General features: G+C 65.0%; 17 protein-coding genes. 2 read left to right on the top strand and 15 right to left on the bottom strand.

Going from position 1 to position 22,181, the window contains the following annotated elements:
- Positions 1–13: 13 nt before the first annotated feature.
- Positions 14–445 (bottom strand): type II secretion system major pseudopilin GspG, encoded by a 432-nt coding sequence (gene gspG / locus ACWBU6_RS09820; protein ID WP_452648615.1) that lies wholly within the window; start codon positions 443–445, stop codon positions 14–16.
- Positions 446–793: 348 nt separating this feature from the next.
- Here gspG and ACWBU6_RS09815 point away from each other — a divergent pair, with 348 nt between their 5' ends.
- Positions 794–1,534: an NF038120 family PEP-CTERM protein gene (locus ACWBU6_RS09815; RefSeq protein WP_452648614.1), complete on the top strand. Its 741-nt coding sequence runs from the start codon at positions 794–796 to the stop codon at positions 1,532–1,534.
- A 23-nt stretch (positions 1,535–1,557) separates the two neighbouring features.
- Positions 1,558–4,743 carry a S8 family serine peptidase gene (locus ACWBU6_RS09810; protein WP_452648613.1) on the top strand — a complete coding sequence of 1,062 codons (3,186 nt, stop codon included), beginning with the start codon at positions 1,558–1,560 and terminating at the stop codon, positions 4,741–4,743.
- A gap of 46 nt (positions 4,744–4,789) precedes the next feature.
- Here ACWBU6_RS09810 and ACWBU6_RS09805 read toward each other — a convergent pair whose 3' ends face one another.
- From ACWBU6_RS09805 to ACWBU6_RS09740, 14 genes are all read right to left on the bottom strand, one after another.
- Complete coding sequence (locus ACWBU6_RS09805) at positions 4,790–5,164, bottom strand: hypothetical protein (RefSeq protein ID WP_452648612.1); 375 nt, start codon at positions 5,162–5,164, stop codon at positions 4,790–4,792.
- Between the two features lie 52 nt (positions 5,165–5,216).
- Entirely contained in the window at positions 5,217–5,900 is a 684-nt protein-coding gene (locus ACWBU6_RS09800) for a LuxR C-terminal-related transcriptional regulator (RefSeq protein WP_452648611.1), read from the bottom strand.
- The gene (locus tag ACWBU6_RS09795) at positions 5,900–6,595 is read right to left on the bottom strand and encodes a winged helix-turn-helix domain-containing protein (RefSeq protein ID WP_452648610.1); all 696 of its coding nucleotides are present in this window, start codon (positions 6,593–6,595) and stop codon (positions 5,900–5,902) included. The genes ACWBU6_RS09800 and ACWBU6_RS09795 overlap by 1 nt, the downstream gene beginning before the upstream one ends.
- 189 nt (positions 6,596–6,784) lie before the next feature.
- Positions 6,785–7,396: an NF038129 family PEP-CTERM protein gene (locus ACWBU6_RS09790; RefSeq protein ID WP_452648609.1), complete on the bottom strand. Its 612-nt coding sequence runs from the start codon at positions 7,394–7,396 to the stop codon at positions 6,785–6,787.
- 11 nt (positions 7,397–7,407) lie between these two features.
- Positions 7,408–10,401: an ExeM/NucH family extracellular endonuclease gene (locus ACWBU6_RS09785; protein ID WP_452648608.1), complete on the bottom strand. Its 2,994-nt coding sequence runs from the start codon at positions 10,399–10,401 to the stop codon at positions 7,408–7,410.
- A gap of 107 nt (positions 10,402–10,508) precedes the next feature.
- Positions 10,509–11,504: a TIGR03790 family protein gene (locus ACWBU6_RS09780; RefSeq protein WP_452648607.1), complete on the bottom strand. Its 996-nt coding sequence runs from the start codon at positions 11,502–11,504 to the stop codon at positions 10,509–10,511.
- Positions 11,485–12,900 carry a mannose-1-phosphate guanylyltransferase/mannose-6-phosphate isomerase gene (locus tag ACWBU6_RS09775; protein ID WP_452648606.1) on the bottom strand — a complete coding sequence of 472 codons (1,416 nt, stop codon included), beginning with the start codon at positions 12,898–12,900 and terminating at the stop codon, positions 11,485–11,487. The genes ACWBU6_RS09780 and ACWBU6_RS09775 overlap by 20 nt, the downstream gene beginning before the upstream one ends.
- Positions 12,897–14,051 (bottom strand): sugar phosphate nucleotidyltransferase, encoded by a 1,155-nt coding sequence (locus tag ACWBU6_RS09770; RefSeq protein ID WP_452648605.1) that lies wholly within the window; start codon positions 14,049–14,051, stop codon positions 12,897–12,899. The genes ACWBU6_RS09775 and ACWBU6_RS09770 overlap by 4 nt, the downstream gene beginning before the upstream one ends.
- Complete coding sequence (locus ACWBU6_RS09765; protein WP_452648604.1) at positions 14,048–15,289, bottom strand: glycosyltransferase family 4 protein; 1,242 nt, start codon at positions 15,287–15,289, stop codon at positions 14,048–14,050. Before ACWBU6_RS09765 ends, ACWBU6_RS09770 begins: the two co-directional genes overlap by 4 nt.
- Positions 15,273–16,583 (bottom strand): nucleotide sugar dehydrogenase, encoded by a 1,311-nt coding sequence (locus ACWBU6_RS09760; protein ID WP_452648603.1) that lies wholly within the window; start codon positions 16,581–16,583, stop codon positions 15,273–15,275. Before ACWBU6_RS09760 ends, ACWBU6_RS09765 begins: the two co-directional genes overlap by 17 nt.
- Complete coding sequence (locus ACWBU6_RS09755; RefSeq protein WP_452648602.1) at positions 16,580–18,538, bottom strand: alginate lyase family protein; 1,959 nt, start codon at positions 18,536–18,538, stop codon at positions 16,580–16,582. Before ACWBU6_RS09755 ends, ACWBU6_RS09760 begins: the two co-directional genes overlap by 4 nt.
- On the bottom strand, positions 18,535–19,602 hold the full coding sequence (locus ACWBU6_RS09750) for a glycosyltransferase family 4 protein (RefSeq protein ID WP_452648601.1): 1,068 nt from the start codon (positions 19,600–19,602) through the stop codon (positions 18,535–18,537). Before ACWBU6_RS09750 ends, ACWBU6_RS09755 begins: the two co-directional genes overlap by 4 nt.
- Positions 19,599–20,945, bottom strand: coding sequence for a phenylacetate--CoA ligase family protein (locus ACWBU6_RS09745; protein WP_452648600.1), 1,347 nt, complete (start codon positions 20,943–20,945; stop codon positions 19,599–19,601). The genes ACWBU6_RS09750 and ACWBU6_RS09745 overlap by 4 nt, the downstream gene beginning before the upstream one ends.
- Complete coding sequence (locus ACWBU6_RS09740; protein ID WP_452648599.1) at positions 20,926–22,179, bottom strand: glycosyltransferase; 1,254 nt, start codon at positions 22,177–22,179, stop codon at positions 20,926–20,928. Before ACWBU6_RS09740 ends, ACWBU6_RS09745 begins: the two co-directional genes overlap by 20 nt.
- Positions 22,180–22,181 lie beyond the last annotated feature (2 nt).

Below are 22,181 nucleotides of genomic sequence, written 5' to 3'. Positions count from 1 at the left end.
GGCCGCGTTGGGTTTACTGGGCGCCGATATCGGCGTTCTCGCCTTCGCCGCCCGGCTGGCCATCCTTGCCGAGGGAGATGATGTCGTATTCGGCCTTGGCGCCCGGCGCCTTGTACTGGTATGGACGGCCCCATGGATCGGGCGGCACGCCCTTCTTCAGGTAAGGACCGTTCCACTTCGCGCCGGCCGTGGCCGGTGCGGCCAGCAGCGCAGCCAGGCCCTCTTCCGTGCTCGGGTAGCGGCCCACGTCCAGGCGGTAGGTGTCGAGCGCTTTGTCGAAAGCCTCGATCTGCGCCTTGGCCACCGTGACTTCGGATTTGCCCAGCTGGGAGAAATATTTGGGGCCAACATATGCGGCCAGCAGGCCGATGATGACAATCACGACCAGCAGCTCAAGCAGGGTGAAGCCTTTGCTGGTCTTGCCATGGATTCGTGCTGCACACATCCGTACTACCTCCGCCTTGATTAGAACTGCGAAGGCTACCACGCGGGTTTAGGTTTCGACAATTTTTTCTGTGGGGTGCGCCCCCCTTGTCTCAGCTGAGACATTCTGGGCGGATTTGTTATTAAAAGTGTCGTAGATTTTTCACAAGTTGATACAACTTGATTCTTGTCGGCATCTCAATTTCTTCATAGTACTTTCCGAACTTTATTTGCTTTTCCCTTAAGAAAATTAAATTAACATCATTGAATTTTTATCCACTTTCATTCGTGTCATTGTTATATTTCCTTGCAACCTGTGCAACACAGGTTTCGCCGTTTTCGGATCACTACAAAAGCAAGGGAACGCATCATGAATGTACATTTCACCCGTATCAAACAACTGGCCGGCTGCGCGCTGGTCGGCGCCGCGGCCATGCTGGCCGCTCCTGCCCACGCAAGCGTGGCCAACTTCGAATCGCAAATGCCAAGGCTGTACTTCAATGGCGAAAAATTTGTCGACGCGGGCCTGACCTTCACCGCCAGGATCAACTCCGAGCTGCAATCCCTCGGCCTTGCCGATGAGCTGGCCGGCGATATCCATGACGGCGGCAACAGCGGCACCTGCACCGTGATCAGCTGCCCATCCGGCAATGCCAGCAGCTATTACTCGGGCTGGAACAGCGGTTCGCTTGACGTCCAGCGCGCCGGCGGCTTCTACAACCTGAGCTCCCTGCGCTTCTCCTTCTACTCCCCGGATGGCCAGACGCCGGACGGCATCTACGGCCAGCTCATGCTGAAAGGCACCACGGCCGACGGCACTGCCGTGAGCCGCAGCGCCGACTTTGCAGGACAGGACGGCGCCGGCCGCTTCATGTTCTCGACCTGGAACCTGGACACCGATTTCGCCGCCCTGCGCCTGACCAACCTGAATATCAGCGCCTGCCTGTTCGACGGCAACGGCGCCTGCGTAAATCCGGCCAGTTGGGCACCGTATGCCGCGCAGTTCGCCATTGACGACCTCGCAGTCGCAGTGCCGCTGCCAGGCTCCGCCCCGCTCCTGCTGCTTGGCCTGGCAGGCCTGGCCACCATCCGCCGCCGCCGCGCACAATAACTCGATAACAAGGATATACAACCATGCAACTGCGACCACTGACCCTGGCCGTCCTGACCGTGCTGTCCGGCCTGACCGCGCAAGCCGGCGCCCAGGAAGCCCGCCACTCCTACATCGTGCAACTGGCCGACGCGCCGGTCGCCAACTACACCGGCGGCGTGAACGGCCTGGCCGCCACCAAGCCGGCCCCGGGCGCCCGCCTGGACGCTTCCGCACAGAACGTGCAGGACTACATCGCCTACCTGGACCAGCAGCAGAACAACGCCACGGCCATCGTGCCGGCCGCCCAGATCGTGCATAAATACAAGCTGGTGCTGAACGGCTTTGCCGCCCGCCTGACCGATGCCGAAGTGCGCGCCCTGAAGAAATCCAGCGCCGTGGCCAGCATCAGCGCCGACGAAGCGCGCAGCCTCGACACCAACTACACCCCGAAATTCCTCGGCCTGGACACCCCGGGCGAAGGCCTGTGGGCCAAGCTGGGCGGCAACGAGAAGGCTGGCGAGAACGTGGTGATCGGCATTGTCGACGGCGGCATCTGGCCGGAGCACACCTCCTACGCCGACCGCGTCGACAACGAAGGCAAACCTACCTTCGACGTCGCCGGCACCCTGGTGTACGACACCCCGAGCAACTGGAACGGCAGCTGCGAAACCGGCGAAGGCTTCACCGCCAGCCATTGCAACAACAAGCTGATTGGCGCGCGCTACTTCAATGCCGGCTTCCTGTCCACCGGCCGCCCACTGCACTGGACCGATTTCGTCTCGCCGCGCGATTCGCTGGCCGGCCCGACCGGCCACGGCGGCCACGGCACCCATACTTCGAGCACGGCCGGCGGCAATTTCGGTGCGGTTGGCACGCTCTCGGGGGTACCGGTCGGCAGCATGTCCGGCATGGCGCCGCGCGCCCGCATTGCCTCCTACAAGGTGTGCTGGACCTACCCGGACGCGACCAATCCTGACGGCAGCGGCACCCGCAATTCCTGCTACAACTCCGACAGCGTGGCAGCCATCGACCAGGCCGTGGCCGATGGCGTCCACGTGCTGAACTATTCCATCAGCGGCTCCCAGAACAGCGTGAACGATCCGGTCGAAATGGCCTTCTTCAATGCTGCCGCCGCCGGCGTGTTCGTCGCCGCATCGGCCGGCAATGCCGGCCCGGCCAACGCCGTGGCCCACCTGTCGCCCTGGCTGACCACCGTGGCCGCCTCGACCCACAACCGCGCCAGTGTCGCCACCGTCAACCTGGTGGGCGGCGCCAGCTATACCGGCTCGTCCTACAACCAGGCGCCGCTGCCGGATACCCCGACCATCCTGGCGCGCGATGCCGCCATCAAGCCATACGCTGAACTGAGCACCGCCGACAAGGCCGCAGCCCGCCTGTGCTACACCGAAGCCGACCGCGCCACCTACGGCGGCGGCCCGGATGCAGCGCTCGATCCGGCCAAGGCCGGCGGCAAGGTCCTGCTGTGCGAACGCGGCAACAGCGCCCGCGTCGACAAATCGCGCGCGGTCAAGGAAGCCGGCGGCGCCGGCATGATCCTGATGGATGCCTCGGCCGCCCAGTCGCCGGCAGCCGACCCGCACAGCATCCCCACCGTGCACCTGAACTTTGCCGACGGCTCGGCCGCCCGCAGCTGGATCGCGGCCCATCCGAACGGCTTGAGCAATATCGGCAAGGCCGTGCTGACCACCAGCGCCGTGCCGGCGCCGCAAATGGCCAGCTTCTCCTCGCGCGGCCCGAACAAGCACAATGCCAACATCCTCAAGCCTGACCTGACCGCGCCTGGCGTGGATATCCTGGCCGGCGTCACTGCCGACTACAATACCCAGGCCGAGCGCGATGCGATCGCCAACGGCACCCTGACCCCGTACGCCAACTGGGCCAGCTACCAGGGCACCTCGATGTCCAGCCCGCACGTGGCCGGCCTCGGCGCCCTGCTGCGCCACGCCCACCCGGACTGGTCGCCGGCCGCCATCAAGTCGGCGCTGATGACCACCGCCTACGACACCTTTGCCGACGGCCAGCCAGGCATGGCAGCCGGTACCCTGCCTTGGGGCCAGGGCGCGGGCCATGTGCGTCCGAACAAGGCGGTCGATCCGGGCCTGGTGTATGACTCCGGTCCAGTCGACTGGATCCGCTTCATGTGCGGCATCCCGGGCACCCTGCCGGCCAGCTCCTGCGCGCCCTACGGTTCCATCCAGCCGTACAACCTGAACCTGGCATCGCTGACCGCGGCCTCCGTGCTGGGCAAGCTGACCATGACCCGCACCGTCACCAACGTCGGCAGCCAGGAAGCGACCTACACCGCCAACGCCACCCTGCCGGGCTTCAACGTCGTGGTCAACCCGTCGACCCTGACGCTGGCGCCAGGCGCCAAGGCCAGCTTCACGGTCAGCCTGACCAACGTCAGCGCCGCGCCCAATACCTGGGCCTACGGCAACCTGACCTGGAACGACAATGCCGGCCACGTCGTGCGCAGCCCGCTGACCGCGCGCCCAGCCATGATTGCCGTGCCTTCCAAGGTGTATAACGAAGCAGCCAGCGCCAGCGCCGTGTTCGCTATCGGCACCGGCTACAACGGTCCGCTGACTTCGATGAAGGGCGGCCTGAAGCCGGCCACCCGCAGCGCAGCAACCGTGGCCGCCGATGCTTCCGCCGACGGCGGCGTGGCAGCGTGCAAGGCCGGCGGCAATGCCGGCGTCAAGGTGCACACCGTGAACGTTCCGGCCAACGCCCTGGTGGCCCGCTTCGCCCTGTACGACGTGGATACTTCCGGCCACCAGGCTGGCGACCACGACGACCTGGACCTGATCGTCCTGAACGGCGCCGGTGCCCAGGTTGGCAGCAGCGGCGGCGCGACCTCCAACGAGATGGTCACGCTGAACCAGCCGGCTGCAGGCAGCTACAAGGTCTGCGTCGTCGGTTATGCACCGCTGGGCGGCAGCTCGAACTACACGCTGTCTTCCTGGACCGTGGCCAAGGATGAAATGGGCGGCAACCTGCGTGTGGGCATGCCTTCCATCGCCTACACCGGCGCCACCGCCACCGTCGGCGCCTCCTGGTCCGGCCTGGGCAGCGCCAAGCACCTCGGCGCGGTCGTGTTCACTGCACCGGGCGGCAACGTAGCGACCACCCTGCTGGAAGTCGACACCACCGTACCGGTGCCTGAGAAGAACCAGCAACGCGACGTGCAAAGCGTCCGCAACTAAGCGCTCGCCGCTCCGAAAAAACGCCGCGCTGGTCGCGGCGTTTTTTTTATTCGGCCAGCGCGCCGTGCGAGCTGCCCAGCTGGCAAGTCCCGGCGCGGCACTGCGCGCCCGGGTCCATCAGGAAGCGGCAGTCACTGGCCAGGCCGCTGGCCTGGTTGGCCGCCTCGCGCTCCTTGCGGTAGCGTTCGGCCAGCGCATGGGCCTTCTCGGCACTGACCTTGGCGGTCGAGTACGCCATGTACGCTTCCGGCCCGCCGCAAGACTTGGCGCCGACCGGTATAGTCTTGCACTGCTGGTTGGAAGTGCACTCGGCCGCGCGCCCAATCGCCCGCAACTGATCGAGTGCTGGGGAAGCGCCGGGGGTGGCATGGCCGCAGGCGCTGGCAAGCAGGCAAGCCAGCAGGAAGGGATGTCGTTTCATACGATGGCTCCGTAAAGGGTTGGCGCCATCATCGCGCCAGCGCGCGCGCCGGTCAACCGTGGTGCTGTAGGGCGCTGCGCGCCACGGCATGGGCCCGGTTGTTGACGCCCAGCTGGCGATACAGGCGCTGCAGGTGGTTTTTCACGGTCAGGGCGCTGATGCCCAGCAGGCGGCCGATTTCTTCATTGCTCTTGCCTTCCCGTAGCCATTGCAGGATTTCGGCCTGGCGCGGCGAGACCAGCGGCGCCATGGCCGGCGCCTGCACCGCGGTGGCGATGCGCTGCTGCGCCAGGTGCAGGTAGGGCAGCAGCAATTGCAGCAGCCGGCTTTCGCGCAAGCCCGCCGGACGGGGCAGGCCAAGCAGCACAAAGGCGCTGCTGCCGGCCGCCAGCGGGCCGCTGCCATGCACCAGCCCGTGCCCCATGGCGCCCGCTTGCAGCGCCAGCGCTTGCATGCCGCCCTGCTGCCATTGGCGCAGCCAGGCCGGCGCCGGGCCCTGCGCCGGATCGCACAGCAGCGCCCGTTCGGACGGGGCCAGTACCGTGCTGTGCACGCAATCGACTTGGCGCGCCCGGCCCTGTTGGTCAAGCTGGATGCATAGCAGCACGCCATGCGGCAGCAGTGCCTGCAGCGCGCCCTGGCTCCACAGGAACAGTTCGCGCTGGCTGGCAATGCCGTGCGCGCCATCGATGGCGTGCAGCAAATATTCCTGCTCGCGGGCGCCAGGATCCAGCATCAGGCCGCCGTTTCGGCATGGAAGCGGTAACCGCTGCCGCGCACGGTCTGGATCGCGTCGTGCAGGCCGCTTGGCTGCAGGGCGTGGCGCAGCCGTCCCACATGGGCATCGACCGTGCGCTCGTCCAGGTAGACATGGCTGCCCCACACCTGGTCCAGCAGCTGGGCGCGGCTGTGCACGCGGCCCGGGTGGTGCATCAGGTAGTTCAGGAGGCGGAATTCCACCCGTCCCAGGTTCAGCTGGCGGTCGCCCGCCATGACGCTCAGGGTGTGCGGGTCCAGGCGCAGGCCAGCCACCTGCAGCGCGCCCGGCATGGCGGCCGGACGCCGGCGCCGCAGCACCGCGTGCAGGCGCGCGATGGTTTCGCGCGGGCCGAAGGGCTTGCAGATGAAGTCGTCGGCACCGCTTTCCAGCGCCAGGACCTTGTCCTGTTCGGCGCAGCGCGCGCTCAGCATCAGGATCGGCAATTCGCCGGTGCGCGGCGCGGCGCGCCATTGGCGGATCAGCGACAGGCCGGACTGGCCCGGCAAATCCCACTCCAGCAACACTGCATCGGGCAGCGCTCCCTGCAGGGCCCCCAGGGCAGCCAGCGCATCGCCATGGCACTGCACCGCATAGCCCGCCTGCCCCAGGTTATGGGCCAGCAGTTGCTGCACAGCAGGGTCGCTGTCGATGACGAGAATGTTGAAGGACATGGCAAAAAACGCAGGTCGTTATGCGGAAAACTATGAATCATGCCAAGTCCTGCGCGCTAATACAATTTTAATTAAGTATTAATATTTTGCCGAAATAAATCACCCCTTCCACTCTGTGCCATCCAAATGAAAAAGCACCTTGGGAGCCAAAACTCCCAAGGTGCCTGTGGTGTTTGTGCAACCGCGTGCTTAAGCGCGGCGGCGGCGCGCGAAGGCCAGCATCAGCAGGCCGAGCGCTGCCAGGGCCAGCGAAGCCGGCTCCGGCACGGCGGCTGGAACGTCCACGGTCGCCACCGCATCATTGATGCTGAGGACTTGCAGGTCGGCGCTGCCATCCGGCGCGGCAACGAACATCAGGTCCAGGATCTTGCCCTTGATCGGGTTGAAGTTGCTGTCATAGGCCAGCACGCCGAAATTGGAGTACAGCAGTGCCGATGGATCGCCGGATATCGTCAGCATGAAACTGAATACGCCGCCGAATGCGCCCTGGTAAAGCACATCGTTGAGGTTGGACGAATTGAGCATGGCGAAACCGCCCGGCACGGCGGCGGCATCGCCCCACGGCGAGAAACTGGCCGGGTCGCTGCCGAAGCCTTGCAGTTGCGACATGGTCGCAGTGGCGGCCGGGGCGCCGTCGACGCCGCTGAAGGTGAAGTCCAGGTAGCCTGGACGGCCCGCGCCGTAGATGGACGTGTCCAGGGTCACCAGGCGCATGACATCCGCCATGGCCTGGCTGCTGGCGCCAAATGCCAGCACAAGCAGCAGGGTGCGCAGGAAACGGTTGATCAGGTTGTTTTGCATGGTTGCGGTCCTTAGAAGCTGCCGTTGTAGACTTTGGGCGTGTAATTGACGGCTACACGGCTCGGATTATTGAATTGCAGCTGGACGGTGGCCTGGGCGCCGGCCGCCAGCGATGGCGCAGCGGTGAGATACGGCATGCCGTTGACATAGCCGGTGGCGTTGGCCAGCGTCACGCCTGCCGGCAGCCCTTGCAGCACATAGTGCACCGGCGCGGCCATGTCGGCGCCGCTGGTGTTGGTGAGCCAGGCGGTGGCGGTGCCCACTGTGCTGAAGCGGCCTTGCACCAGGCCGGAGCGCTGGATCTGCACGCCGGCGGTGACATCCGTATACGAGGCCGGCAGGTTGAGGCTGACCACCACCGGGTCATGGTCGGAGGCGCGGTAGGGCTGTGCGTTGTACAGGGCCTGGGCTGCCGCGTTCTTGCCGTCGAGGTTGTAGTCCAGCACTTCCGGCTCGTCGGCATTGATATTCCACAGCACGGCGCCAGCCACTTGCTGGCTCAGCGAAGCGCTGGCCAGGGCCTGGTCCAGGTAGCCGCTCTCGGCGCCGAACACATAGGAATGCGGAATGCCGTTCGGACGCACGAAGCGCTCCAGCTGGTTCTCGAAGCGGACCTGGCGCTCTTGCGCGGCCAGGTACAGGATCGGGTCTTCCATGCCATGGGCGTTGAAGTCGCCGATCAGCAACACGTCCTCATCGCCGGCCGCCGCCACCACCTGCGGCACGAAGCTGTCGCCCAGTTGCTGCACCTGCGCCAGGCGCAGCGCGTTGTAGCAGCCCTGGCCGTCGCCCTGGTCGGCATTGCTGCCGGTGGCGTTGCTGCAGCGCTTGGCCCGCAGGTGGTTGACCACCAGGCTGAATTTGGCCCCGTTGGCGGCCTTGAAGGTCTGCGCCATGGGCGGACGCTCGTAGATGCTGTTGGCATCGGACAGCGCCCCGCCCACCAGCGCCAGCCTGGCCGGCTTGTAGATCATCGCCACGCGGACCGCATCGGTGCCCGTCGCTGCCGGCTTCGGAACATAGGCGTATTCCACTTTGCCGTAGGCAGCATTCAGGCTGTCGACCAGGTGGCTGGCGGCATAGTCGCCGTTGTTCTGGATTTCCATCAGGCCAACCACGTCGGCATCGACCGCCTTCAGTGCCGCCACGATCTTGTCGCGCTGGCGCACGAACTCGGTCATATTGTCGGCGCCGCGGCAGTTGCTCTTGCTGCTGCCCGAACCCAGGGTACAGCCCTGGCCGGTCTGGCCCAGTACATCGGTGCCGTCGGTGAAGGTGGTAAAGAAGTTCAGCACATTGGCGCTGGCCACTTTGACATTGCCGGCAGCCAGTTCCGGAGCGGCGCTGCGCGGATTCTCGCGCGCAAACACCGGGGTTTCGGTCGGCTGCAGCTTGAAGCCCGCGCCACCGCTGCCAAGCGCGCCGAAATCGACCACGCCGGTCAGTCCGCTGACCGTGTCGCCGCTGCGCACCGTGCCGTCCTGGCCAAGATACGGCACGCTGTTCGGCGTGACGAACAGCCCGTCATCGAGCGTGATCATATTGGCCGCATTGGCGGCTGCCAGGGCAATCGCTTCCGCGCTGCGCGCCGGATAGCGGTTGGTCGGCACCTCGCGGCGGCCATCGGCCAACGTCAGTTCGCCGCGGCTGCCCAGCGATTCGGTGCCGTTGACGGTCAACTTGCCCGGGAAGCGCACCAGCATGCCTTCGACATTGGCCAGGCTGGTGCCGGGCAGGTCGATATTGGTCGGGGCGATGCTGTTGCCGCTGCTCTGCGTGACCACGCTGGTCACATTCGTCAGCTCGGTGTAGGAACGGGTGGCGCCGCCTGGCTTGTATTCGGTCACGGTGCCGGCCACGCGCACCAGGTCGCCGACCGCAGCCGTCACCGGGGTCGCGCCCATGTAGACGAACATGCCGTCCGAACTATTCGGATCGCCGTCGCCGGCCAGGTCCTGGATGAAGAAGCCGCTGCCCACTTTGGCGGTCAGCACACCTTCGGTGGTCAGCTTTGCTCCGCTGTAGGGGCTGGTAGCGCCCGGACCCTGCACCTGGTGCACCGGCACCACGGTGCCCGCGCCCAGTTCAACGGCCACGCTGACGGTGCAGCTGGCCTCCTGGTTCTGCTCATTGGTGAACTTGACGGCCACCGGATAAATGCCGGCCGCCACCGATGGCGATGCCACCAGCGACACACTGGCGCTGGCGCCGATGCCGGCGGCCGGCGTCAGGCTGCCCAGGCTCAGGCCAGGCACGGCTGCGGACGTGATGAGGGCGCCGTTGACGATGCCGTCGGCATCGGAGGCCGACAGCGCGATGCTGCCGCCGGCGCCGAAGGTCAGCGTGGCGCTGGCCGGACATACCGGCACGATCGGCTGCGGTACCGGGCCGTTGTCGCACATATGGGCCGGCGAGGCGGCGCTGCGGAACTGCGGCGCGGCTGCCGTGAAGTCGGCAGCGTTATTGTTGGTGTCGCTACAGCCGTTGTTGGCGCGCAGCAAGCTGGTGCTCGCGCTCATGCCCGAGGCTGTCGCGGTTTCGGAGAAATTGGCCGAGCCGTAGCCGACCAGGTCCTGGATCGCAGCGCTGCTTGGCTGGGCGCCGCTGAGCGCCGTATTGTTGTTGACCAGCGCCACTTTGCCCGAGGCGCCGCTCATGTTCACGCTGCCGTTGAAAAAGTCGGCGGCGATGTCGGTGCCGACAGCGGTATTACTGCTGGCCAGCTTGACCAGGAAGTATTTGCCGGGGTCGATGCTGGTGCCGGCCGGCAATTCCGCCCTGCCCCAGCTGGTGCCGCTGGCCGACGCATACTGGATGGTCCAGCCGCCCACCGCCACGGCACTGTTGCTGCGGTTGAACAGTTCAACGTAATCGTAGCGCAGGGTAGCGCCGCTGTTGCCGCCCGCGCCGTACATCTGGCTGATCACCACGTCGGCCGCGAAAGCCGGCTGGCAGGCCAACAGGGCGGCCAGCGCGGTAGCGCGCAATGGAATGCGTTTGTCCATGAAAATGTGTACCCCCAGAATATTTACCAAAAGGAATTTTTTATTGTCCTTTTGCATATTAACTGTTTGATATGACTATTTGGTGACACACGATTAGTCCGAACGGACTAACGCGGGTATGGCCGCGCCAGCGGTTCTCCTATGAACAAGCCCTGGGCCGGCCATGCCACGCTGCGCCAATACGCTTCAATGGCAGTGGCGCCATTGAGGTAATGCTGCAACAGGATCTGGGGATGGGGAAACTTCTGCCAGTGGTTGCAAGGCTCACTGACCGTGCCATAGCTGGCAGTGGCGCCCGCCTCCAGCCAGCGCAAGCTGCTCATCTGCCCGCTGCCCAGCAAGTCCCCGCCGTAGGACGTCAGGTGGTCGGCCAGCGCGCCGGGCAGGAAGCGCAACGTCTCCAGCTTGCCGACCTGCGCGACGCCGGTCTGGTAGAACATCACGTCCTGCGCGCCCTCCAGCGCATCCTGGCGCAGCGTGTGGATGGTCAGCTTGCGCGCCGGGATGGCACCGCTGGGCGGGAAAAAACGCGCCCGGGTATTGCGCGTGGCGTCACTGGTCTGCAGGAAGTAGGCGCCGGCCTGCGGCAGGCTGAAGCCGGCAGCCTTGCCGCGTTCGGCCACCGCACGCGCCACGTCCAGCGGCTCGGCCGGCAGCAGCATCGACAGGCGCAAGCCGGGCGGCAGCACCCTGGCGTTGAAATAAGGATTCTTGCGGCCGGGAGCACAACTGCGTTCGCATTGCGCGGCATCGAAACCCAGCGTGTAGGCCGACGTCAGGCTATTGCATGCGACCGCGTAAGGTGCGGTCCAGGCAAACAGCACGGCGCGCGTTTGCGCCGGCAGCTGGCCGTCGATCTCGTTCTTCAGGCGCACGAAAGCATCGGCATCGAGCCGGTGCGGCTTGCCGGCAATGCTGACATGGGCAATGCGCGCCGGCGCAATGCCACGCAAGCGGGCGTAGTAAGCACCCAGCGCCACACTGGCGGGATCGGCATCGTTGACGACCAGCCCAAGCTGGGCCGGCTGGAGCTGGGCGCGCGCGCCGGCTGCGAACAGCAGAAGCGCGGCCAGGACGCAGCGTTTAGCCGCGATGGTAGACATCCTCGAAGCGAACGATGTCGTCCTCGCCGAGGTAGCTGCCCGACTGCACTTCGATCAGGTGCAGCGGCAGCTTGCCCGGATTTTCCAGGCGGTGGCTCATGCCGATCGGGATATAGGTCGACTCGTTTTCAGTCAACAAGGTCACCTTGTCGCCGCAGGTCACGCGCGCCGTGCCCGATACCACCACCCAGTGCTCGGCGCGATGGTGGTGCATTTGCAGCGACAGCTTGCCGCCCGGGTTGACGATGATGCGCTTGACCTGGAAGCGGTCGCCCATGTCGATGCCTTCGTAGGAGCCCCACGGGCGGTACACCTTGGTATGGTGCAGGTGCTCGGTGCGGCCATTGGCCTTCAGGTGGTCCACCACCTGCTTCACGCGCTGCACATGGTCCTTGTGCGCTACCAGCACTGCGTCGGAAGTTTCCACGATCACCAGGTCCTGCACGCCGATTGCCGCCACGATGCGTCCTTCGGCGCGCACCAGGCAATTGCGCGCATTGTCGGTGTACACGTCGCCGCGCGTCACATTGCCTTCGCCGTCGGCCTGCAGCACGTCCACCAGCGCCGACCAGGAACCGACGTCGTTCCAGCCGATCGCGGCCGGCGCCACGACGGCCTGCCGGGTGTGCTCCATCACCGCGTAATCGATGGAATCGGATGGGCAGGCCGTAAACGCCGCTTCATCCAGGCGGCAAAAATCCAGGTCGCGATAGCCTTTGCTGACCGCCTCTTCACTGAGCCTGGCCATGTCGGGCTGGAATTGCGCCAGCTCTTTCAGGTAGGCGTCCGCGCGGAACAGGAACATGCCGCTGTTCCAGAAGAAGTTGCCGGCATCGAGGAAGCCCTGCGCCGCTTCGCGGTCTGGCTTCTCGACGAACCTGGCCACCTTGAAGCAGCCTTCGGCCTGCAATGGCTCGCCGCTCTGGATATAGCCATAGCCGGTTTCCGGCGCGGTCGGCACGATGCCGAAAGTGGCCAGGGCGCCGCCCTCGACCTGGGTGGCAGCGCGCTGTATCGCAGCGTAGAAGGCGTCCACGTCCTTGATCACATGGTCTGCCGGCAGCACCAGCATCACCGCCTGGGGATCGATCGCCTGCAGGTAATGGGCGGCGGCGGCCACCGCCGGCGCCGTATTGCGGCCCACCGGTTCGAGCAGGATGCCAAGCGGGCTGGCGCCGCTTTCCCGCATCTGTTCCGCAACCAGGAAACGGTGTTCATTGCCGCACACGATCAACGGCGCCATCATGCCGTTGCGGCCAGCCAGGCGCTGCACGGTTTCCTGCAACATCGTCTTGTCCGAGACCAGCGGCAGCAACTGCTTCGGCAAGGCTGCGCGCGACAGGGGCCACAGCCGGGTACCGGCGCCGCCGGACAGGATGACGGGATAAATTTTCATATTAAAGTTGTCTCTTTGGCAACACTATTCGCGGCACGCCGGGTCGCGCGGCGATCCCGCGCATTGGCCCATCCTCCGCCTTCAGCCTGCGAAATATGCCGCATTTCGCCAGCGCGGTCGACACTATACTCTTTGAACACGATTAATTCGTCGAGCGTAACGTCCGGTAAGACTCGAGTATATTCGAACAACACGCTGCGCACTACCCTGGCGCCGCTGCGAATGTGGCTGCCGTGGCCAATCCACGTCGGCCCGATGATCGTGGCGCCGGCCTCGATGCGGCAACCGGAGCCGACATACACCGGACCGATAATGCGCGTGCCGTTCCAGTCGATGCTGGTATTCAGGCCAACCCACACCCCCTCCTCCACCTGTACACCCGGCACGGTCATATGGGCCACGCCGCCGGTCAGCACTCCCTGCAGCACCTCCCAGTAGTCTTTCACGCTGCCGATATCGATCCAGTCGAACTTGCGCGTCTGGCAGTAGAACGGCAGGCCACGCTGCGCCAGCAAGGGGAACAGCTCGGAGCCGATATCGAATTCCTGGCCGGACGGAATCAGATCGATCACCTCAGGTTCGAACAGGTAGATGCCGGTGCTGGCGCAATTCGACTTGGCCTCGGCGCGTGAAGGCTTCTCCTGGAACTCGAGCACCCGGCCATCGTCGTCGCTGACCACCACGCCATAGCTGCTCACCTTATCCCATGGCACTTCGCGCGTGATGACGGTTGCCAGCGCGCCTTTGCGCCGGTGCTCGTACAAGGCCGATTTCAGGTCGAGGTCGATCAGCGCATCGCCGCACAGCACCGCCACGGTCTCGTCGAAGAATCCGCCGAACTCTTGGATCTTCTTGATGCCGCCGGCAGAACCGATTGGCTGCGGCACTACCTCGCCCTGGTCGTTGGTATAGCCTTCAAAGGAATAGCCGATCTGCACGCCGAACTGGTGGCCTTCCCCGAAATACTCCTCGATCTTCTCGTGCAGGTAGCTGACATTGACCATGATCTCGCTGACGCCATGCCGCTGCAAGTGTTCAACCAGATAGGCCATTACAGGTTTGCCGAGGATAGGGATCATCGGCTTGGGCAGTTCATAGGTCAAAGGGCGCACCCGCGTGCCCTTGCCGGCCGCCAGAATCATCGCTTTCATGGGTTGTCCTTTTCTAGTATCAGCTCGGGCGCGGAGTACAGGCGTTCATAGGCTGCCAGCAGCTTGGGCGCCTCATACTCCCACTCGAGTTCATTGACCACGCGGTTGCGACCATAAGTACCCATACGGGCGCGCCGCTCCGGATCGTCCAGCAGTTCCACAATTTTTACGGCCATGTCGACAGGATCGTTCCTGGCCGCGTACAGCGAGGCTTCCTGCGCCGATACGCGGCCTTCGGTAAGGTCGAACTGGACGATAGGCTTGCCCAGCGCCATGTACTCCATGATCTTGTTCATGGTGGACTTGTCGTTCATTTCGTTTGCCACGTCAGGATTGACGCACACATCGGCCGTGTTCAGCATTTCCAGCAATTCCTGGTCCGGCACCCGGCCGGTGAAGGTCACGTACTCCGCCACGCCCAGTTCGCGCGCCAGCGCCTTCATCTCGTCGAGCGAAGTGCCGCCGCCCACCAGGCCGAAATGCACGTCGCGCCGCCCCATCTCGTGCACCACGACGCGCACGCTTTGCAGCAGCAGGTCAATGCCTTCCTGCGCTCCCATCACGCCGACATAGCCGACCAGGAAGCGCCTGCCCTGCTTCAGCGCGGCCACCGGTGGCAGCACGCGCAGCCGGTCCAGCTTCGGCCCGCTGCGCACCACATACACTTTGTCGGGGTCCATGCCGCCGCGTCCGATGGCGATGCGCTTATACGAATCGTTGGTGGCGATCGACACGTCGGCGGTACGGAACGATAGCCGCTCCAGCCACACCATCAGCTTGTAGAAGAAGTCGCGCCGGCCGAACTTGGCTTCGTAGAGTTCCGGATTGATGTCGTGATGGTCGAACAGGAAGCGCTTGCCCAGCACGAACTTGAAGAAGCCGCCCACCAGGAACAGCAGGTCCGGCGGGTTGCAGGCGTGGATGACATCGAAGCCATGGCGCAACAGCACCTTCCACGCCAGGCGCGAACTATGGAATAACGCTGCCGAATACTCGATGGCGTAGCCCAGCGCCCCTTCCGCCTCCATCGGCAGCTTGTAGCGGTAGATGTGGATGCCATCGAGTTCCTCATAGCGCGCTTCGCAGCCCTTGCCGGTGGGGCAGATGATCGCCACCTGGTAGCCATTGGCGCGCAGGGTCGTCGCCTCCTGCCAGACGCGCCGGTCGAATGGCGACGGCAGGTTTTCAACGATGATGAGGACACGGCGCTGCTCAGCCCGATTACCAGCAGATGCCATCGTAAGCCCCTTCGCTCTGCTTGGCGGAGACACGCACCAGGTCCACCAGGTGCTGTCCGGGCCGCAGCCGGTCGGGCACGGCCTGGAATTCCGGTGCGCCATTGCCGATCACCACCGTGTCGGCAAAGGCCAGCACCGCATCCATGGAGTCGACCATCAGCCGCGAGATATGGGGAATGATATTCATGATGTAGTCCTGGTTGGCGCCAGTCAGCGCCGCCAGCTTCACATTCTTGTCGTACAGGCGCAGGTCATAGCCCTTGCCGATCAGGTGTTCGATCACGTCCACCAGCGGCGACTCGCGCAAGTCGTCGGTTCCGGCCTTGAAGGAAAAGCCGAGAATGCCGACCTTCTTGCCCGGCTTCTCCATCACCATCTTCAAACCCTTTTCCACCTGCTTGTGGTTGGACGGGAGGATGGCATTCAGCAGCGGCAGTTCCAGGTCAAGCTGGCGCGCCTTGTAGATCAGCGCGCGCACGTCTTTCGGCAGGCAGGAGCCGCCAAAGGCGAAGCCTGGCTTCATGTAGTAAGGCGAGAGGTTGAGTTTGGTGTCCTTGCAGAAGATCTCCATCACCTCGTGGCCGTCAATGCCGACCGCCTTGCAGATGTTGCCGATCTCGTTGGCGAAATCGACTTTCAGCGCGTGCCAGGTGTTGTCGGTGTACTTCACCATCTCCGCCGTTTCGACATCGGTGCGCACCACCGGCGCATCCATCCCCGCGTACAGCTGCAGCAGCAGTTCTCCGGAACGTTCGTCCGTCTCGCCGATCACCGTCTTCGGCGGATGGTGATAGTCGTGCACGGCCGTTCCTTCGCGCAGGAATTCGGGATTGCTGCACACGCCGAAATCGATGCCCGCGCGCTTTCCCGATGCCTCCTCCAGCGCCGGAATGACCAGCGAACGCATCGAGCCAGGCAGCATCGTGCTGCGAGCCACCACCACGTGGAAGCTCTCCTTCTCGCGCAAGGCGTGGCCAATCTGTTCGCACACCTTGCGCACCGCGCTCAGGTCAAGGTTGCCGTTCAGTTGAGAAGGCGTGCCTACGCAGACCAGCGAAATCTCGCTCGCCATTACCGCATCGCGCACATTGTCGGTGGCGCGCAGGCGGCCATCGCGCACCGCCCCGGCAATCATCTCGCCGATATCCTTTTCGATAATCGGCGTGCGCCCCTCGTTGATCAGTCCAACCTTGGTGCGGTTCGGATCGACCCCAATCACCGTATGGCCTTCTGCCGCCAGGCAGCCCGCCGAAACTGCACCTACGTAGCCCATGCCAAAGATACTGATCTTCACGATGACGCTCCTTCAAGTAAGGTAATTTCGGTCACGATCGTGCTGGTGCCGCGTATCGTTCCGCGCCACGCTGCTGTCGTGATGCCGGCTTTGCTGTCAAAGCTGCGCGAGATCCATCCCGCGATCGGCGCCGTGCTGGCGCAATGGAGTTGCGGCCCCCTCCCGAAATGGCATGACATGTGCAATCCCTTATCGCGCCTGGCGATATGCAAAGTTTGCCCAACCATTTCGGCATGGCAGCCTTCCGCAAAATGCCAGTGCAGGGCTACCTCGTGCTCGCCAGAACATTCTAGGATATCTTCAACATTTACCGCGTTCCGTTTGGAATCGAAACGAATGATGCGCCGATGCATGACAGGATCGCGCAAGCGCAGATAGCCGTCTTGTTTTCCCTCAAAGAAATGAGGCGCATCATGCGACAACACGACTGCATTGGCCTTGTGCAGCCACATGAAGTTGCCGCCGATCTCGGACTGGTCCAACCCATCAATTTGCACCGTGTTATGCGCGGCCGTGCTGCGGAAGTAGTCGCGCCACTGCCGGTGCGTATGGTAGGCATACGTGCCAGGGTCTATCAGCAGCTCCTGTCCGCCCATCGAGAGCGTGAACGCCAGCGCGTCGGCATGGCCGTGCGCCGCCAGCGACAGATAACCCAGGGGGCCGCAATCGACCACGATCCTGACTTCACGCGGCGTGCCGAAATTGCTTCCCAGAAGATAGTACCCGCCTTGCGGGAAAGCCAGGCGTGGCGTCTCGCATGCATCGGCCGCGGGCAGGGGCAAGTCCGCCCAGCGCGCATCGGCGTGCGCGAACAGCCAGCGGTTGCGGTCATCGAGCGCGCCCGCCTTCGCCTTGAAGTCGGGGCGTTCGAACAGCAAGGCGGCGCCGGCAAGCAGGGAGCGGTACGGTGGTGCCGCCGAGGCATCGAGGCGCAGCATGCGGGCATCGTCGGCATCGCCGGTCATCGGCACATTGCCGCCCACGTCCATCATGGCTGCCAGGAATTCCGCCATGCGTTCGAGCCGGTCCAGCCATTCAGGCGGGAAGCTGCTGCCGTTGGCTTGCGCCGCCAGCTGGCACAGCACCATCATGTCCATCACCTCGTGGTGGTAGTAGATGGCCTGTTCCTTGTTGACGCCATCCGCCCAGTTCTGCCGCAAGCCCTGCTCGGCCATTCCGCGTTCGGCCATGGCCCGCCAGCGCACACTCTCCGGCCAGCAGGGCCACTGCAAGCTGGCGATGTACAAGCCCATGCACTCGCCAAGCAGGTGGTTGTTGGCCGACGAGTGGCGCGAAAAATGATGGCTGATGAAATGGCAATGCTTGTACACCGCGTTGAGCCAGCGGTGGCGCCAATCGTCGTCCAGCTTGCCTTCCAGCAGTTGCCAGGCAACGGCCCAGTTCAGCAGCCGCACGCCAAGCTCCAGCGAGCTGGCCCAGTGCACGCCTTGCGGGTAGGGACATTGATCGAGCCAGGAAATGAGCAGCGTGCGCGCGCCGTCCCGGTATCTGCGCTCGCCGGTGCAGCGCCAGGCCTGGGCCAGCGTCACCAGCTCCAGGTGGCGGGCAGGCTCCCACAGGTACTTGATATCGCCCACCAGCGACGCATCGCGGTAATCGATCGATGGCCCGGGTGCCATAGGCGCGGCAGTGCCGGTGCGCGGGTCGCGATTCCACTGCGGCGGGAAACCCAGCGGCGCGCCCTGCAGGGCAAACACGTTCCAGCGCCCGGCCAGCAGCGCATCGGCAGCCATGCAGAGCGCCGCCGCGTCGACGTTTGCCGGCACGGTCACAAAGGCGGCCCCGAAGCGATCCAGTGCCGGCACGGGCGGGTAGCTCGCCAGCCCCAGTCCCAGCGCGGCCGCTTTGCGGCGCGCAAGCTGGTGCACGCGCCAGACAACTTCGGCAGGCCCCATCAGCTTGAGGCGATTGATTTTCCAGGCAAGTGCAGTCATTGCGGCGGGAATCCCAGTTCGCGATACAGCCGCTCGACTTGCGGCAACACGGCATCGCTGCTGAAGGTGGTCTCCACCTTGCGCCGCGCTGCCTCCCCCATGCGCTGCGCCAGCGCGTCGTCTTCCAGCAATTGCGCCAGCCGCGCCGCCAGCGCATCGACATCGCCGGGCGCAACGAGGAAGCCCTCGACGCCATCGGCCACCGCCTCCGGTATCCCGCCCACCGGCGTCGCCAGTACCGGCAGCCCGGCAGCCATTGCCTCCAGCACGCTCATCGGCAAGCCTTCGTGATAGGACGGCAGCGCATACAGCGATGCCAATGCCAGCTGTTGCTGGCGCCCTTCGGCGCCGACCCAGCCGAGCAGGTTGAGCTGGCTGGCAATGCCCAGTTGCGCTGCGCGCTCGCGCACCGCATCGAGCTCGCCATCCCCGCCCAGCCGCAACTCCAGCGCCGACACCAGCGGCGCCACGCGCGCTGCCGCCTGCAGCAAGTCATAACTCCCCTTGCGCCGCCCCAACCTTCCCAGCGACAGCACGGCGCCGCGCCGCCGCCCCTCCCACGAACTGGCCGCCGGCAACAGCACCGGGTTGTAGATCGCTTCGATGTGCGAATTGCGTGAGATACCTTCCACCCAGCGGCGCCAGGCCTCCGACAGCACCACCACCCGCGTGCTGCGGTCGAAAATGAAGCGCACGAAGCGCTTGCGCCGCGGGCCGCACTCCTTCTCGTAAAACACTGAAAATTCAGCCCCGTGCAGGTGCAGGATGGCGGGTACGCGCGCCGCAAAGGCCAGCAGGAAAAACCCCGATTTGCGCCAGAAGCTGGCGCGCGAAGCGAGGTGCACGTGCACCAGCCCGATCCGCCCGCGTAGCAGCATCGCAGCAAATGCCGCGTAGGCAGCGAGCATCACGCGCAGCTTGCGCCATCTGCTGCCATCGCAATGCGTGGCCAGGTAGCGCACGCCAAAACGCTGCAGCATGCCCGCCTGTTCGTACACCCTGACCACGGAAGCGATGCCGCCCATGGTGTCCATCCCGGTTCCCAGCATCACGATGGTCTTCATGCGCGCCGCCCATCCTGCCATTCGTTGACCACCCAGCGGAACTTTCCGGCCGCCGTATTCGGCAGCTCGTCGCGCAACACCACCTTCACCTGCACGGTCGCGTCGACCAGGTGCCGGATGTTGTGCAGCAGCTGGTCCTGGTCCGCTTGCGAGAAGCGCACGTCCGGCACCAGCCGCAATTCCCACGTGCCGGGCCCGGTCTGCGCCACCTGCGACTTGCGCACGTTTTCCACGCCCTTGAAGGCAAAGGTCAGCACGGAAGGACTGATCTCGGAACCATCGCCGCCCGTGATGCGGTCCTCCAGCTTGCCGGTCACCGGCTCGATCATCGGGAACGGCCGCCCGCACAGGCAATGGCCATGCTTCCAGCGCGTACGGTCGCTCAGGCGGTAGCGCACCAGTGGCATCGCCAGGTTGTGCAAGGTGGTGCCGACCACATGGCCATAGCCGTCGGTCGGTTCGCCATGCTCGTCGAGGATTTCGACATGCGAATAGTCCGGATTGATATGCATGGAGCCGTACTCGCACTGCGTCGCAAAGGCAACGCGCTCGGCCATGCCGTACATGTCCATGATCTTCCCGGCCAGGCGCTGGCGAATCAGCTCCTGCTGGTGCGGATACAGGGGCTCGGACGCGGTAAACAGGTGGGGCACGGACAGGCTCATGCCGCGCCGCTCGAGCTGCTGCGCCAGCGTATAGGCGGTGGACGGGTAGGCCTGCATCATCACCGGAGCGTAGTCGCGCAGCTTGTCGATGATGGGGCCGGCGCACTGGTCGGTCAGGTGGCGCGACGATAGCAACAGCTGCCTGTTGTAGCGGTTCTCGAACCAGAACGGGGGGCGTTGCTGGTCCAGCCCCGTCACCATGTCGCCGCGCAGCGTCGCGCGCGGCATGCCGTCGGCGTAGCCGGCCCAGCTCCAGTGGCGCTTGATGAAGGCCTGTTCCATCTGCACCGATTGCAAGCTGCGAATGATCACCAGCGGCGTGCCCGTGGTGCCGCTGGTCTTGCCCAGGGCCTGCCACGGGCGCCTGGCGCCACCGTTCGGATACAGCGCCTGGGGATGCTCCAGCAAGGTCGCCTTGTCGACAATCGGGAATAGTTCACGCAGGGCATGCCGCGCTTCGACCGGCGAAAAGTCCCGCGTCAGGTGTGCGTAATACGGCAGCCTGTCGATGGCCGCCTGCAAGCTGCGGTGCAGCAGCCGGTCGCCCAATACCTTCAGCGCATAATCGTCCATCAGCTCATGCCGCCGCAAGCGCTGCACCAGGCGCTGGCTCAAGGCATTGTCGCGCACCAGGGCGCGGCCGCCGTACAGGAATTCCTTACGCAATTCGGCCAGCATGATCGCCTCCCACCAGGTTCTGATAGCGTTGCGCCACCGCCTCGCCCAGCACGCGGTAACTGCGCGCCGCCTCAATGTATGCCGGACCGGCCGCCGCGCGCGCCCGCGCCGCTTGCGGGTCGCGCAAGATGGCCAGCAAGGCTTCCGCCATGGCCTGCGGCGTGCTGTCGGCCAGCCAGCCCGCACCGCTCGCGGCCAGCACCGCTTCCTGGTCGGGTATATCGTTGCCCACGCACGGCATGCCCAGCGCCAGATACTCCAGCAACTTGGTCGGCGAGCTGACGTCATACAGCGCACCGCGCGGCACATACGATATGGCAGCTTGCGCGCCGAGCAGGTATTGCCAGGCCTGCGCCGGCGGCAGCCATCCCGTCACCTGCACGGCGCCGTCCAGCCCCCGCTCGCGCGCAGCGGCCAGCAACAGCGGCACGTCATCCTGCCGCGGCGAACTTCCGATCAGCAGCAGGCACGCCGCCGGCAGCTCGCGCCGCACCAGCACCAGCGCGTCGAGCACCCGCTCCAGGCAGCGCGCGCGGTCCAGCGTGCCGAGATAGGCGACCACTGGCCGCCCTTCCCATCCTTGCCAGGAGCATGCCGCCGGCTGCGCGCCGTGGCGCGCCACCGCTTCCATGTCGACGCCCATCGGCACGGCACTGATGCGTCCTGCCGGCACGCCATGCTGCGCCACCAGCCGCGCCATCGCCTCGCTTTGCACGAACACGTGGTCGGCACGCGGCAGCAGGACGCGGTACAGCAGCCAGCGTTCGGCCAGCCCTTTGGCCAGGACCAGGCGCGCCCGCAGGCGGCGCAGGCGGCGCCGGGCCGGCAAGCGCGCCAGCTCATCCTGCGCGCGTTCGATGCGCCCTTCGCTCATCAGGTAAGACAGCCAGTACACCATCGGCAATCCCTTCAGGCGTGCCAGCGCCAAGGCCAGCAAGCCGATGCTGACCATGTCGCGCACCTGCACTGCATCGTGGCTGCGGCGGTTAGCGCCCAGCAAGGCGCGCAGACAGAGCCAGAGAAATGACAATTCGGATTTCCAGCGCGCACCAACGCGTGCCCGCCGTGAAGAGGCGAAGCCCTGGGTATCGGCCGGCGCCGCGCTGCCCTTGCCGACCAGATGGCATTGCACACCGTGGCGCGGCAGGTATTTTCCAAACAGGGTCGCCACGTCGGCGCGAAAGGTCGGCAACGGTTCCGGCACCAGCTGCAAGATGCGTACTGGGCGAGCCATGC

The sequence above is a fragment of the Pseudoduganella sp. HUAS MS19 genome, assembly GCF_053615455.1.
Note: the sequence above shows the minus strand (reverse complement) of the source record. Positions and strands in the feature narration are given on the sequence as shown.